Genomic DNA, 14,221 nt, shown 5'->3' on the forward strand with positions numbered 1-14,221 from the left:
CCGCAGGCTGGTTACCTCATGAGCGGTGCTGCCCGCGGCGGGCATCCGGCGCCGGATAACTGACCTGCATCACCTCGATGTCCTTGAGCCCGCCCGGAGTGGCCAGCTTCACCTCATCGCCAACCCGCGCCTTCAGCAGGGCGCGGGCAATGGGTGATATCCAGCTGACCTGGTTGCGCGCACTGTTCGCCTCGTCGATGCCCAGAATGGTCACGGTCTGCCCGGAACCGCTGCTGTCGATGTAGGTGACCGTGGCGCCAAAAAATACCTGGTCGCTGCCGTGGTGAACCGCCGGGTCGGAAATTTCGGCAATTTCCAGCCGCTTGGTCAAAAACCGGATGCGCCGGTCGATCTCGCGCAACCGCTTCTTGCCGTAGTGGTAGTCGCCGTTTTCGGAGCGGTCCCCGTTGCTGGCAGCCCAATGAACCACCTCCACCACCTTGGGACGCTCGTTGTCGATCAGGTCCAGCAACTCGTCCTTGAGCCGTGCGTAACCCTCGGGCGTGATGTAGTTCTTGCCACCCGCAGGCAAAGGCGGCAGCGACAGTTCGTCGTCGTCTTCCGCGTCGGTTTCTTTGGTGAAGGCTTTGCTCATGAGTGACTGAGGCAGTCAAAACGTGTCCATATCGGGACATCGTAACGAAAAAGCCCTGGAACCTCTCGGTTCCAGGGCTTGACGTTTGGTGCGGCTGGCAGGAATTGAACCCACGACCCCTTGGTTCGTAGCCAAGTACTCTATCCAACTGAGCTACAGCCGCTAAGCCTCAAATTATAACCTATTTAATGGGTGGTAGGGCGTCACAGACTTGAACTGTGGACCAAAGGATTATGAGTCCTCTGCTCTAACCAACTGAGCTAACGCCCCACGTCGCCAGTGCAGATTGTACCGGCCCTACTTGCTGTGGCTCAGTGCGCTGCTGACCATCTTGGCCGTGATGTCGACGATCTGGATCATTTTTTCATAGGGCATGCGCATGGGCCCGATCACGCCCAGGGTGCCCACGACTTTCCCGTCCACTTCGTAGGGTGCGGTCACGATGGACAGCTCCTGGTAGGGCACGACCTGGCTTTCGCCGCCAATGTAGATCCGCACGCCCTCGGCCCGGCTGGACACATCGAGCAGGCGCATGAGCTGGGCCTTCTGCTCGAACAGGTCGAACAACTTGCGCAGGTTGCCCATGTCGCTGGAGAAATCGCTGACGGCCAGCAGGTTGCGCTCGCCCGAAATCACCACCTCGTCGCGCGACTCGATCGCTTCTGTGCTGACCTGCACGGCCGCCTGCATCAGGCTGGCGATCTCGCCGCGCAGGGCCTCGACCTCGCTGCCCAGGCGCTCGCGCACTTCCTCGATCGCCATGCCGGCGTAGTGTGAATTGAGGAAGTTGGCCGCTTCGATGAGCTGGCTCTGGGTGTAGTCGGTCTCGGTGAAGATCACGCGGTTCTGCACGTCGCCGTCGGGCGAGACGATGATGACGAGGATGCGCTTTTCGGAAAGGCGCAGAAATTCGATGTGGCGGAACACCGACGTGCGGCGCGGGGCCATCACGACACCGACAAACTGCGACAGGTCCGACAGGATGTTGGCAGCGTTGCTGAAAACCTTCTGCGGCTGGTCCGGTGCCAGGCGGGGCGCGCCCAGCGTGCTGAGCGACGAATACTGGTCGCGCTGCATGGTCAGCATGGTGTCGACAAACAGGCGGTAACCGCGGGCGGTCGGAATGCGGCCGGCCGAGGTGTGCGGGCTGACGATCAGGCCCAGATCCTCCAGGTCGCTCATGACATTGCGTATGGTCGCCGGCGACAGGTCCAGTCCGGAGGCCTTGGACAGCGTGCGCGAGCCGACCGGTTGACCGTCGGCGATGTAGCGCTCCACAAGCGCTTTTAACAACAGTCGGGCACGTTCATCAAGCATGAAGCCATTCTACGAAGCTTGGCAAGAATGTTGTGATGTAATTTGGCGATGAAGTCGCAATTTCGTCACGTCGCCCTGATCGGGAAGTACCACGCGCAGGGTTCACGCTCGGCGCTGGAGGAAATTGCCGGCTTCCTGCACACGCAGGGCTGCGAGGTCACGCTGGAAAAAGACACGGCCAGCAACACCGGCCTGATGCACTACCCAGTGCTCGACGTGGCCGGCGTTGGTGCGCATTGCGACCTCGCACTGGTGGTCGGCGGCGACGGCACCATGCTGGGCATAGGACGGCAACTGGCCCAGTTCGGTGTGCCACTGGTCGGCATCAACCAGGGCCGGCTGGGTTTCATCACCGACATCGCCTTCGAGGATTTCCAGACGGCGCTCGAGCCCATGCTGCGCGGCGAATACGAGGAAGACCGGCGCTGGATGATGCAGGCGGAGGTCATGCGTGACGGCCGCTGCGTCTTCAGCGCCACCGCCATGAATGACGTGGTCGTGAACCGCGGCGCCACGGCCGGCATGGTCGAGCTCAGGGTCGAAGTCGATGGCCGTTTTGTGGCCAACCAACGCGCCGACGGCCTGATCATTGCCACGCCGACAGGTTCCACCGCCTACGCGCTGTCGGCCGGCGGTCCGCTGCTGCATCCCTCGATTTCCGGCTGGGTCATGGTGCCGATCGCGCCGCACACGCTGTCGAACCGGCCCATCGTGCTGCCCGACACGGGCGAGGTCACCGTGGAAATTGTCGCGGGCCGCGACGCCAGCGCCAATTTCGACATGCAGTCGCTGGCCAGCCTGCTGCACGGCGACCGCATCACGGTGCGGCGCTCGAAGTACCAGATGCGCTTCCTGCACCCCAGGGGCTGGAGCTACTTCGACACCTTGCGGAAAAAACTTCACTGGAATGAAGGTGCGGTATGAGCCTTAAGAACATCGCCCTGCGCGACTTTGTCATCGTGCGTGAACTCGCGCTGGACCTGGACAGCGGCTTCACCGTCCTTACCGGGGAGACCGGGGCCGGCAAGTCCATCCTCATCGACGCCCTGCAACTGGCCCTGGGTGCTCGCGCCGACGCGGGTGTGGTGCGCGAGGGCGCGCAGCGCTGCGAGATCAGCGCCACCTTCGACGCACCGGCCCGGCTCGGCCCCTGGCTGGACCAGGCCGGCTTTGCGACCGAAGACGACTTGCTGCTGCGCCGCACGATTGACGCCCAGGGCAAAAGCCGGGCCTGGATCAACGGCAGCCCGGCCACGGCCACCCAGCTGCGCGAGATCGCCGACCTGCTGGTCGACATCCACGGCCAGCATGCCTGGCAAAGCCTGACCCGTCCCGATGCGGTGCGCGGCTTGCTCGACGCCTACGCCGGTGTCCCGGCGCAGGCGCTGGCGCAGCCCTGGCAGGCCTGGCGCAGTGCGCACAAGGCCCTGCATGACGCGCGCGCGGCGCAGGACAGCCTGCAGCGCGAGCGGGAACGCCTGGCCTGGCAGATCGGTGAGCTCGACAAGCTGGCACCGGGCGATCAGGAATGGGAAGAACTCAACACGCAGCACAGCCGGCTGTCCAATGTGCAGTCCCTGCGCGATGCAGTGCAGACGGCCGTCGATGCGCTGCAGGAGTCCGATGACAATGCCAGTGCCCTGCTGGGACGCGCCCTTACTGCGCTACAGAATCAGGAGCATATTGAGCCCGAATTCAAAGGGCTGACCGAGGTTTTAAGCAGTGCCCTGGCCCAGGTGGAAGATGCCGTGCATTCGCTGCACGGCTACGCCCGGCATGCCGAGCTGGAACCGCAGCGCCTCGCCGAACTCGACGAACGCCTTTCGCTGTGGGTCAGCCTGGCAAGGCGCTACAAGCGCACGCCGGCCGAGCTGCCGGAACTGCTGGCCGGCTGGCGCAGCGAGCTGCAGAAACTCGATGCGGCCGCCGACCTCGTGGGCCTGGAGAAAACCGAGCAGATGACCCAGGCCGCGTACATGGAAGCAGCGCGCCAGGTGTCGAAAACCCGCAGCAAGGCGGCGCCGCTGCTGGCCAAAGCCATCACCCAGGCGATGCAGGGCCTGGGCATGCAAGGCGGCCGGTTCGAAGTCGCGCTGGGCAAGCTGGAGCAGCCCGCGCAGCATGGCCTGGAGCAGGCAGAATTTCTGGTGGCCGGCCACAGCGGCAGCACACCGCGGCCGGTCGGCAAGGTCGCCTCCGGCGGCGAGTTGTCGCGCATTGCGCTGGCGATTGCCGTGACCACCAGCCAGCTCGGGCAGGCGCAAACCCTGATTTTTGACGAAGTGGATGCTGGCGTCGGCGGCGCGGTGGCCGAAACCGTGGGCCGGCTGATGAAGCAGCTCGGCAAGGACCGGCAGGTCATGGCCGTCACCCACCTGCCCCAGGTCGCGGCCTGTGCCGACCATCACCTGATGGTGGCCAAACGCCCGGACCATGGCAAGACCGTGAGCACCGTGGAGCTGGTCCACAGCGAGCAGCGGGTGGCCGAAGTGGCCCGCATGCTGGGCGGCGAAAAGCTCTCCGGCACCACACTGGCCCATGCCAAGGAAATGCTGGGCCAATGAACGCCGCCCCCGACCCCACCCCGGCCATGGCCACGGACCTGACCCCGCACATGGACATGGTGCTGATCACCGGCATGTCCGGTTCCGGCAAATCCATCGCGCTGCATGCCCTGGAAGACGCGGGCTACTACTGCGTGGACAACCTGCCGCCCGAGCTGCTGCTGCCTTTTGTGGCGCTGGAAAAGCAGCACGGCGCCAGCAAGGTGGCGATCGCCATGGACGTGCGCAGCGCCGTCTCGCTGCCGCTGGTGCCGCTGCAGCTCGCGCAGATGAGGGAACAGGGCGTGGCCGTGCAATCGGTGTTTCTCGACGCCAGCACCGACACCCTGGTGCGGCGCTTTTCGGAAACCCGGCGCATGCACCCGCTGTCGCGGCGGGACGACCTGGACCAGCAGCGCGCCCTGGTCGATGCAATCGACGAGGAGCGAGAGCTGCTCGGCGAGTTGCGCGAACAGGCCCACGTGATCGACACCAGCATGATCCGGCCGTCCCAGCTGCAGGGTTATGTGAAGGCGCTGATTTCCTCACCGGCCACCCAGCTGACCCTGGTGTTTGAATCGTTTGCCTTCAAGCGCGGCGTGCCCGTCGACGCCGACTACGTGTTTGATGTGCGCATGTTGCCCAACCCGCATTACGAACCGGAATTGCGCCGCCTGACCGGCAAGGACGCGGCGGTGGTGAGTTACCTGCAAGGACATCCCGAGGTGGACGACATGTTCCGCCACATCGAGCAGTTCATCGGCCACTGGTTGCACGCGCTGGCCCGCGACCACCGCAGCTATGTGACGGTGGCCATCGGTTGCACCGGCGGCCAGCACCGCTCGGTTTACCTGGTCGAGCAGCTGGCGCAGGCTTTCGGCCCGCACTGGGTCACGCTCAAGCGCCACCGGGAACTCGACGCCGCGCCGTGAGCTGGCCCGCGCGGCTGGAGTACTCTGTTTTTAATAGCTGCTCGCGCCCGCCCATCAAGGGCTGCAGGCCTTTTTCATCAATAATCCCGGGGAATCAGGCCGCGCGTTGCGTGAGCAACTTCCTGATCGGCGCAGGCAGTCCCAGCGCCTCCCAGCCCTCGCGCGCAAACCAGGCACCGGCGCCCGGCAGGCGGGTGCTTCTGGCCTCCGGGGCCGACAGCGCCAGCACCATCGGCGACAGGCGCAGGTCCTTGTGGGTCAGCACATGCACAAAGGGCTGGACCGCCGTCAACCGGGTCTGCAGGGCCGCGGGCAAGGCCGCCAGCAAATCCTCTTCGCTGTCGAACACCGGAAAACAATAAAGGCCACCCCAGATGCCGGGCGCAGCACGGCGTTCCAGCCACACGCTGCCGTCGGCTTTTTCTGCCCACAGCAAGGTCAGCGACTGCGCGCTGCGCCTGAGCTTGCGGGTCTTGACCGGAAAACTTTCCGGCGTGCCGCTGGCCAGGCCCCGGCACATGCCCTGCACCGGGCACAGCAGGCAGGAGGGCTGGCGTGTCGTGCAGATCGTTGCACCCAGATCCATCAGGCCCTGGGTATAACGCGGCATGGTTTCCCTCAGTTGGCGGCGCGGTAGCAGTTCGGTGGCGATGGCCCACAGCTGCCGCTCCTGCGTGCTGGAAGCGAGATCGCCGGAAAACGCGGTGACCCGTGTCAGCACCCGCTTGACGTTGCCGTCCAGAATGGCCACGCGCTGCGAAAAACAGAAAGAGGCGATGGCCGCGGCAGTCGAGGGCCCGATGCCGGGCAGGGTTTGCAACAGCTCCGCCGTCTGCGGAAACTGCCCGCCATGCAAGCGCACGACGTCTTGCGCACAGCGGTGCAGGTTTCTCGCCCGGCTGTAATACCCCAGACCGCTCCACAAACCCAGCACATCGTCCTGCGCGGCGGCGGCCAGATCGGCCACCGCCGGGAACCGCGCCAGGAAACGTGCGTAATAGTCGAGCACCGTGGCCACCTGCGTTTGCTGCAGCATGATCTCGGACAGCCAGACGCGATAAGGGTCACGCGTGTTCTGCCAGGGCAGGCTGTGGCGTCCGTGGCTCTTCTGCCAGCGCACGACCTGTGCGGAAAAACGGCGGCCCAACTCCTCTGCCTGCCAGCCAGTCCCCGCCGACCCGGAAAGCAGCGGGGGCACACCGTTGCCGGGCGTGGAGCTCAGGGCCATCCCCGCGCTCAGGCGGCCTGGATCATGGCGGCGGCCGGAGCCGCCAAGGCCGGGTCGTGCGGACTGGCCGGCGCATGCACGAGCCGGTCCGTCAGCTCGTCGAGTTTGCCGTCCAGTTCATCCAGCGCCCGTTCATGGGCGGCAATTTCAGCGATGCGTTCATCCAGGCCGGTGGCAGCCTGCTGAATCCGTTCGATCGCCTCGATGCGGCGGCTGAAGTTGCGCCGACGCTCCTTGAGCTGGGCATCGAGCTGCGAGGCGGCCGACTTGTTCCACAGCTCGACTTCGCCGAGCGCGGTCTCATACACCACGCGCAGCCGCGTGGCCAGGGCACGCACCAGCCGGTCGGAAAAATCCGGCTGCGCCAGCTTGAGAATGTTGGCGACGCCCAGGTATTGCAGGTGGCTGCGCTCGATCTGCTCGAGGTCCACCATGAAGCGGCCCATCTCGGGCTCCTTGGGCGCCTGCAGGGAAAATCCGAATTCGGCATTGAGCTGCTTGAACGATCCGCCCAGCATGCTCTGGATGTCGGCGCTGGTGGTCTGGGCTTTCTGCAGCCCTTCGCGCAGCCGCGCAAAGGTCTTGCCATAGGCCTTCTTCACGCCCAGCTTGATGCCGGGCTGCTTGAGTGCGTCGGTCAGTTCGGCCAGCTCGGTCTTGAGCGTGGGTGTGCCCAGCAGGTGGAAGACTTCCCTGAGCAGCTTCAGGTGGATGGAACGCACGGCCTGAATCTTGGCGCCGCTGGCATTGAACTCAAGCTGCTCCTGCTCGATGCGCGAGCGCATGTGTTTGATCACCGAGTCGTTCTTGCCGCGCAGACCGCGCAGCTCGATCATCTGCTCGGCCAGGTCGCGCCGGCGGATGTGGATGACGCGGCCCGCTTCGGCGCGCAGCTCGACGATGCCGGCGGCCACCGCGGAACGCAGGATTTTCTGCCGCTGCCCCATCACACCCTGCGCCAGGGCCAGCTCCAGGCCGGGCAGGCAGCTGGCCTGCAGCAGCTTGTCGTCACCCGTGACTTTGGCGACCAGGCCTTTTTGCGCGGAAACGGGCAGGACCTGGGCCACCGGCAGCCCCAGAATTTCCGCCGAGCTGGCGCGCTGACGCTCGATTTGCGCCTGGATCTGTGCGGGCGAACTCAGGGCATCCCACAGGGTATCGATCTTGTTGAGCACCACCAGGCGGGCATCGTTATTGTCACCCTCGGTGATCAGGTGTTCGCGCCAGATGGCCAGGTCGGATTTGGTCACGCCGGTATCGGCCGCCAGGATGAAGACCACCGCATGGGCCTGCGGAATCAGGCTCACCGTCAGTTCCGGCTCGGCGCCAATTGCGTTGAGCCCTGGCGTATCGAGAATCACCAGCCCCTGCTTGAGCAGCGGGTGGGCGATGTTGATCAGTGCATGGCGCCACTTCGGCACCTCCACCAGACCGTCGGCATTGACCCGCGGATTGTCCTGCGGTGCGTCGTCATGCCAGAACCCCAGCGCACGTGCCTCGTCCTGAGAGACGTGGCGGACTTCGGCCACCTTTTCCAGCGCCTTCGAGAGCTTGACCGGATCATTCACATCGAGGTCGACACGGGTCCACTTCTCGGGAACCATGCGCCATTCCATCAAGGCCTGCGGCTTGAGCCGGGTCTCGATGGGCAGCAAACGCAGGCAGGGCGGCGTGTCCGGATCGTAGCCCAGTTCGGTCGGACACATGGTCGTGCGTCCGGCACTGGCCGGCATGATGCGTCGGCCGTAGCCGGCGAAAAAGATCGCATTGATCAGTTCGGACTTGCCGCGCGAAAATTCAGCGACAAAAGCCACCATGACCTTGTCCGAACGCACTTGCGACTCCAGGCGGAGCAGGCGCTCTTCCACGGCGGCATTGAGCAGATCGTGGCCCTTCATCCATTCGGACAGGAGCTTCAGGCGCAAGGCAAACTCACGCCGCCAGGCGCCATGCTGGTCAAATTGTTCGTTAAAGGACATGGTTCGGCGTGGACATAGACCGGTCAATATAGCATCGCCCAGCGGAAACGGTCATCCCCCCGGCGTGACGGGTGGTCAGGGTTTCTGGCAGTTGACACAGTAAAAGGTGGAACGCTGCCCCTGTCGGAGCATGCGAACCGGAGCCGCACACTGCTTGCAGGGCAGGCCGGCCCGGTCGTAAACCATGGCTTCAAGCTGGAAGTGGCCGCTCTCGCCCATGGCGTTGGAAAAATCCCTCAGAGTGCTGCCGCCCTTTGCAAGCGCCTGGGTCAACACGCTGCGGATCGCCGCATGCAGTCTGGCGGCGCGGGGCTTGCTCAGCCGCCCCGCCCGCACGGTCGGACGGATGCCCGCCATGAACAGCGCTTCCGAGGCGTAGATGTTGCCGACCCCGACGACGATCTCGCCAGCCAGCAGCACCTGCTTGATGGCCGTCTTGCGGCCTTGCAGCGCGCGGTAAAAGGCCAGCGCGTCAAAATCGTCCGTCAGCGGCTCCACGCCAAGCCGGCCCAGAAGCTTCTGGGCAGCGGCGTCGTGCTCGGCCGGCGCGTACACCACCGCGCCAAAGCGGCGTGGATCATGCAGGCGCAAGGTGCCGGCCGTGGTGCGCAGGTCGAAATGGTCATGTTTCCCGGGCGGTGGCAGGTCTGCACCAAAGCCCAGGCTGCCGGACATGCCCAGATGGATCAGCAGCAGGCCGCCGGTGGTGTCGAGCAGCAGGTATTTGCCGCGCCTGCGGACCTCGATCACGGTATGCCCGGTCAGATGCGCGGCGTCGCAGCCCAGAGGCCAGCGCAGCGACTTGCCCGTCTGCAGCGCCAGTATTTCGGCGCCGGCAATGCGGGTGGCAAAACCCAGGCGGGTGACTTCGACTTCAGGCAGTTCGGGCATGGGCAACTCGGGTCAATCAGGGATCAAGCCTACATGGGCTCAGGGCTTCAATTATCATGGCCCGATGAAACAACTTATCAGCGTTTTCAGTGCACTTTGCCTGGCAGTTCCGGCGCTGTGGGCCCAGACCACCCCGCCTGCCCCGGCCTTGTCACCCGCTGCCCAGCCTGAGGCGCCTGCCGCGGCCCAGGTGCTCACCCCGGTGCCGTCCAGCCTGGACGGAGAGCTGTTCTACCAGGTGCTGCTCGGTGAACTCACGGCGCGTGAAGGTGATGCCCCGACCGGTTTTTCACTGATGCTGGACGCTGCCCGGAAAACCAACGACGCCCAGCTGTACCAGCGCGCCGCCGACATCGCCCTGCAATCGCGCTCGGGCGACGCAGCGCTGCAGGCCGCCCAGGCCTGGCGCCAGGCGCAGCCGGCCTCCCGGGAAGCCAACCGCTACGTGCTGCAGATCCTGCTGGCACTGAACCGCATCACCGAAACCGCGGAGCCGCTGAAAAATGAAGTGAAGCTCGCCCCCGAGGTCGAGCGCACGCAGACCATCACCAGCCTGCCACGTTTTTATGCCCGCGTCGGCGACAAGAAACTCGCCGCCAGCGTGCTCGAGCAGGCGCTGACCGACGAGCTGAAGGCCCCGGCCACAGGCGCGGCTGCCTGGACCGCCGTCGGGCGCATGCGGCTGGCCGCCGGCGAGGCACCCGGCGCGCTGGAGGCGGCCGAACGCGGGCAGGCCTTCGACCCCGCGGCTGAAGGACCGACCTTGCTGGCACTGGAACTGATGGACCCCAAACTGCCGCGCGCCGAAGCCCTGGTCCAGAAATACTTTGCGGGCAACCCCCGGGCCGTGCCTGAGATCCGCATGGCCTATGCCCGCGTCCTGGTCGATGTCCAGCGTTATGCCGAAGCCAGCGCGCAGCTGCAACTGGTCACGCGCGACAAGCCCGACTACCCCGAAGGCTGGCTGGTGCTGGGCTCCCTGCAGCTGCAGGACAACCAGCTGGCGGCGGCGCAGACTTCGCTGCTCCGCTACATTCAGCTGGCCGGTCAGGGGGAAGCCCAGCCGCAGACCAGCCGCGGCCTGTCCCAGGCCTACCTGTCCCTCGCGCAGATTGCTGAAAAGCGCAAGGATTTCGCCGCAGCGGAAAACTGGATCAACAAGATCCCCGATGCACAGGAACTGGTCCAGGCGCAGGTGCGCCGTGCCTCGCTGTTGGCCCGGCAGGGCAAACTCGCCGAGGCCCGCCAGCTGATCCGGAAGTTGCCCGAACGCAGCCCCGATGACAAACGCATCAAGCTGATGGCCGAAGTCAACCTGTTGCGCGAGCAAAAGGAATACCGCAGCGCTTACGAATTGCTGGCCCAGGCCGTCGCACAATTTCCGGACCAACCCGAGCTTCTCTACGACCAGGCCATGATGGCCGAGAAGCTCGACGCGCTGCCGGAAATGGAACGCCTGCTGCGCCAGGTGGTGGAGCGCAAGCCCGACTACCACCACGCCTACAACGCGTTGGGTTACTCGCTGGCCGATCGCAACGTGCGCCTGCCCGAGGCCAAACAGCTGATCCTCAAGGCATTGGAGTACGCGCCGGAGGACCCCTTCATCAAGGACAGTCTGGGTTGGGTCGAGTTCCGCCTGGGCAACAAGGCCGAGGCTCTGGCCATTTTTGAAGCTGCCTACAAGGCCAAACCCGACGCCGAGATCGCCGCGCATTTCGGCGAGGTGCTGTGGAGCCTGGGTCAGCGCGACAGGGCCCTGGCCATCTGGAAGGAAGGCATGCTGCTCAACGCCGACAACGAAACCCTGCTCGAAACACTCAAACGCCTTCGCGTCAGGCTGTAAGCCGCCATGCCCCTCCTTGACGCTCCACTGAGCCGCTTGACCGCCCTGCTGGCGAGCCTGCTGCTTGCTACATCTTTCATAGCTGGTTGCGCAAGCACGCCAAGGGCTGCAAGCCAAAATGATGAAAAAAGATCATTCTGGTCAGGCCGCATCAGCCTGCAGGTGCAAAGCGAGCCCCCGCAGGCTTTTTTTGCCGGCTTCGAACTCAAGGGCAATCCGACACAGGGCGAACTGACACTGAACAGCCCGCTGGGCAACAGCCTGGCCGTGCTGCGCTGGTCACCCCAGGAGGCCGTGCTCGATTCCGGCAACCAGGTCCAGCGCTTTGCCACGGTCGACGAACTGCTTGAAAAAGCCACCGGCGCGGCCGTGCCGCTACCGGCCCTGTTTGACTGGCTGGACGGCAAAAGCACCGTCGCAGACGGCTGGAATGCCGATCTGTCGCAACAGGCCGAAGGCCGGATCTCGGCCAGCCGGACCATGCCGCAACCGCGTTCCGACCTGCGCATCGTGCTGGCGGCGCCCTGATGCAGGGCGAACTGACGGGCCCTGCCTCGGCCCCGCCGCTGAGGGCGATCTACGATGTCGCGGCGCCGGCCAAACTCAACCTGTTTCTGCACATCACCGGACGCCGTCCCGACGGATACCACCTGCTGCAGTCGGCATTCATGCTGATCGACTGGTGTGACACCCTGCATTTCGAGCTGCGCCAGGATGGCCAGATCACGCGCGCCGACCTTGGCAGCGAGGCCAGCGAAGCGCTTCCGGCCGAGGATCTGGTGGTGCGGGCCGCGCGGGCACTGCAACGCGCTGCCGGCACAGCGCTGGGCGTGCACATCGGGCTGGAAAAACGCATTCCGTCGCAGGCCGGCATGGGTGGCGGCTCTTCGGACGCGGCCAGCTGCCTGCTGGCGCTGCAGCGCCTGTGGGGCGTCAGGTTGGCAGCGGAGCAACTGCAGGCCATCGCCCTCGGCCTCGGTGCCGACGTGCCGTTTTTCCTCAGCGGCGGCCACGCCTGGGTGGAAGGTGTAGGTGAGAAAATCACGCCACTGACCCTGCCTGCTGCCCGTTTTGTCGTGGTCAAACCGTCCGCCGGGCTGCCGACCGACGCCATTTTCCGCTCGCCAGGGCTCAAACGCGATACAGAAACTGCTACAATCCGAGGCTTTGCTGCAAACGCAACTGGCTCTGTTTACGAATTCGGCCATAACGACTTGCAGCCAGTCGCGCAGGCCTTGTGTCCGCAGGTTGGCCAATCACTCGATTGGCTGTCCATGCAGCATTTGCAAGGCCGCATGACTGGCTCGGGAAGTGCTGTGTTTGCGCATATGCCGCACGAGATGGAACTGGCGGTCGCCCCGGGCGACTGGCAGGTCCGCAAATGCAGCAACCTGGAGGCACATCCTCTGGCCGGTTGGTAAGATCAAGGCCACGGAATGTGTTTTCAGAAACAACGATTAAAGGGTTGGTTGCCGGTCGCCTGACAGCTGTCTTTGACAGTTTTCAGGTCCGACAATCTACCTGTGTAGGGGTGTCGCCAAGTTGGTTAAGGCACCGGATTTTGATTCCGGCATTCGCAGGTTCGAATCCTTCCACCCCTGCCAAAATTTTCGGGTCCCATGTGGGGCCCGTGTTTTTAGGCCACCCGAATAACGGGGGCCGTGCTCGCTGACTGTTGAGTGTCTCCGGTGAAGGCCCTGCCTGCGCAATTCAGACCCTGAATTGGCCGGCAGTCAACGGCCAGAAGCCGCATTGGCATGGAACGGACACAGGGCGTCCGTGTTTTCAGTGCGCTTATTGCTTTTATCCATTCAGCAACGTTTTCTTCCTGGACACCCGCTGGGCCACACATGCAACCGCACCACTCCGACTTCATGCTTTTCACCGGCAATGCCAATCCGGGCATGGCATCCGAGATCGCCCAGCACCTGGGCATTTCGCTGGGAGCCGCGCACGTGGGACGTTTTTCCGACGGCGAAGTGACGGTCGAGATCCAGCAGAACGTGCGGGCGCGCGACGTCTTTGTGGTGCAGTCCACCTGCGCGCCCACCAATGAAAACCTGATGGAATTGCTGATCATGGTCGACGCGCTCAAGCGTGCCTCGGCCGAGCGCATTTCCGCCGTGATCCCCTACTTCGGTTACGCCCGGCAAGACCGGCGTCCGCGTTCGGCACGCGTGCCCATCAGCGCCAAGGTGGTGGCCAACATGCTGCAGGCCGTCGGCGTCTCGCGCGTGTTGACCATGGACCTGCATGCCGACCAGATCCAGGGCTTCTTCGACATCCCGGTCGACAACATCTACGCCTCGCCCGTGCTGCTCGGCGATTTGCGCCAGAAGAACTACAACGACCTGATGGTGGTGTCGCCCGACGTCGGCGGCGTGGTGCGTGCCCGCGCCCTGGCCAAACAGCTGGGCTGCGACATGGCCATCATCGACAAGCGCCGGCCCAAGGCCAATGTGTCGGAAGTGATGCATGTGATCGGCGACATCGACGGGCGCAACTGCGTGATCATGGACGACATGATCGACACCGCCGGCACGCTGGTCAAGGCCGCCGAGGTGCTCAAGGAGCGCGGCGCCAAGAAGGTTTACGCGTACTGCACACACCCGATTTTTTCGGGCCCCGCGATTGAACGCATTGCGCAGGGCGAGGCCCTCGACGAAGTGGTGATCACCAACACCATTCCCCTGAGCCAGGCCGCCCAGGACTGCAAGAAAATTCGCCAGCTTTCCGTGGCGCCGCTGATTGCCGAAACCATCCAGCGCATCGCCAACGGGGAGTCGGTCATGAGTTTGTTCTCGGACCAGGACAACCTGTTCTGATCCGAGGCGAAAGGTGGCTGCCGCGGCACAACGCCGCTGCAGCTTTTTCAGGAAAGTTTCAGAAAGTC

Annotated in this window: 12 protein-coding genes and 3 tRNA genes; 8 read left to right on the plus strand and 7 right to left on the minus strand. The window is 64.5% G+C overall.

Annotation, left to right across the window (positions count from 1 at the left end):
• Window positions 1-16: 16 nt before the first annotated feature.
• The 4 genes from greB to hrcA all read right to left on the minus strand — a co-directional run bounded on the left by greB (window position 17) and on the right by hrcA (window position 1,912).
• Complete coding sequence (gene greB, locus PSV26_RS05690; RefSeq protein ID WP_300568722.1) at window positions 17-595, minus strand: transcription elongation factor GreB; 579 nt, start codon at window positions 593-595, stop codon at window positions 17-19.
• 86 nt (window positions 596-681) lie between these two features.
• Window positions 682-758, minus strand: a tRNA-Arg gene (locus PSV26_RS05695).
• Window positions 759-788: 30 nt separating this feature from the next.
• A tRNA-Ile gene (locus PSV26_RS05700) sits at window positions 789-865 on the minus strand.
• Window positions 866-892: 27 nt separating this feature from the next.
• Complete coding sequence (gene hrcA / locus PSV26_RS05705; RefSeq protein ID WP_300568724.1) at window positions 893-1,912, minus strand: heat-inducible transcriptional repressor HrcA; 1,020 nt, start codon at window positions 1,910-1,912, stop codon at window positions 893-895.
• Window positions 1,913-1,960: 48 nt separating this feature from the next.
• Here hrcA and PSV26_RS05710 point away from each other — a divergent pair, with 48 nt between their 5' ends.
• Genes PSV26_RS05710 through rapZ form a run of 3 tightly spaced genes read left to right on the plus strand, consistent with a single transcriptional unit; the run spans window position 1,961 to window position 5,387 of the window.
• Window positions 1,961-2,836, plus strand: a complete 876-nt coding sequence (locus tag PSV26_RS05710) for an NAD kinase (protein WP_300568727.1) — start codon at window positions 1,961-1,963, stop codon at window positions 2,834-2,836.
• Window positions 2,833-4,476: a DNA repair protein RecN gene (recN, locus tag PSV26_RS05715; protein WP_300568730.1), complete on the plus strand. Its 1,644-nt coding sequence runs from the start codon at window positions 2,833-2,835 to the stop codon at window positions 4,474-4,476. The genes PSV26_RS05710 and recN overlap by 4 nt, the downstream gene beginning before the upstream one ends.
• Window positions 4,477-4,526: 50 nt before the next feature.
• The gene (gene rapZ / locus PSV26_RS05720) at window positions 4,527-5,387 is read left to right on the plus strand and encodes an RNase adapter RapZ (protein WP_300569071.1); all 861 of its coding nucleotides are present in this window, start codon (window positions 4,527-4,529) and stop codon (window positions 5,385-5,387) included.
• Between the two features lie 94 nt (window positions 5,388-5,481).
• Here the strand turns inward: rapZ and mutY are convergent, their stop codons facing one another.
• The 3 genes from mutY to mutM all read right to left on the minus strand — a co-directional run bounded on the left by mutY (window position 5,482) and on the right by mutM (window position 9,485).
• Window positions 5,482-6,534 carry an A/G-specific adenine glycosylase gene (gene mutY / locus PSV26_RS05725; protein ID WP_300569074.1) on the minus strand — a complete coding sequence of 351 codons (1,053 nt, stop codon included), beginning with the start codon at window positions 6,532-6,534 and terminating at the stop codon, window positions 5,482-5,484.
• 89 nt (window positions 6,535-6,623) lie between these two features.
• Window positions 6,624-8,594, minus strand: coding sequence for a dynamin family protein (locus tag PSV26_RS05730; RefSeq protein WP_300568733.1), 1,971 nt, complete (start codon window positions 8,592-8,594; stop codon window positions 6,624-6,626).
• 75 nt (window positions 8,595-8,669) lie between these two features.
• Window positions 8,670-9,485 carry a bifunctional DNA-formamidopyrimidine glycosylase/DNA-(apurinic or apyrimidinic site) lyase gene (gene mutM / locus PSV26_RS05735; RefSeq protein WP_300568736.1) on the minus strand — a complete coding sequence of 272 codons (816 nt, stop codon included), beginning with the start codon at window positions 9,483-9,485 and terminating at the stop codon, window positions 8,670-8,672.
• A gap of 64 nt (window positions 9,486-9,549) precedes the next feature.
• Here mutM and PSV26_RS05740 point away from each other — a divergent pair, with 64 nt between their 5' ends.
• The 5 genes from PSV26_RS05740 to PSV26_RS05760 all read left to right on the plus strand — a co-directional run bounded on the left by PSV26_RS05740 (window position 9,550) and on the right by PSV26_RS05760 (window position 14,153).
• Window positions 9,550-11,328, plus strand: coding sequence for a tetratricopeptide repeat protein (locus PSV26_RS05740; RefSeq protein WP_300568739.1), 1,779 nt, complete (start codon window positions 9,550-9,552; stop codon window positions 11,326-11,328).
• A 6-nt stretch (window positions 11,329-11,334) separates the two neighbouring features.
• A complete protein-coding gene (locus PSV26_RS05745) occupies window positions 11,335-11,856 on the plus strand; it encodes a lipoprotein insertase outer membrane protein LolB (protein WP_300514097.1) in 522 nt (173 codons plus the stop codon).
• Window positions 11,856-12,749: a 4-(cytidine 5'-diphospho)-2-C-methyl-D-erythritol kinase gene (gene ispE / locus PSV26_RS05750; protein ID WP_300568742.1), complete on the plus strand. Its 894-nt coding sequence runs from the start codon at window positions 11,856-11,858 to the stop codon at window positions 12,747-12,749. Before PSV26_RS05745 ends, ispE begins: the two co-directional genes overlap by 1 nt.
• 106 nt (window positions 12,750-12,855) lie before the next feature.
• Window positions 12,856-12,932: transfer RNA gene (locus PSV26_RS05755), tRNA-Gln, on the plus strand.
• 246 nt (window positions 12,933-13,178) lie between these two features.
• Entirely contained in the window at window positions 13,179-14,153 is a 975-nt protein-coding gene (locus tag PSV26_RS05760; RefSeq protein ID WP_300514099.1) for a ribose-phosphate pyrophosphokinase, read from the plus strand.
• Window positions 14,154-14,221: the final 68 nt, after the last annotated feature.

The organism is Polaromonas sp. (genome assembly GCF_029945685.1).
Classification (GTDB): Bacteria; Pseudomonadota; Gammaproteobacteria; order Burkholderiales; family Burkholderiaceae_C; genus Polaromonas.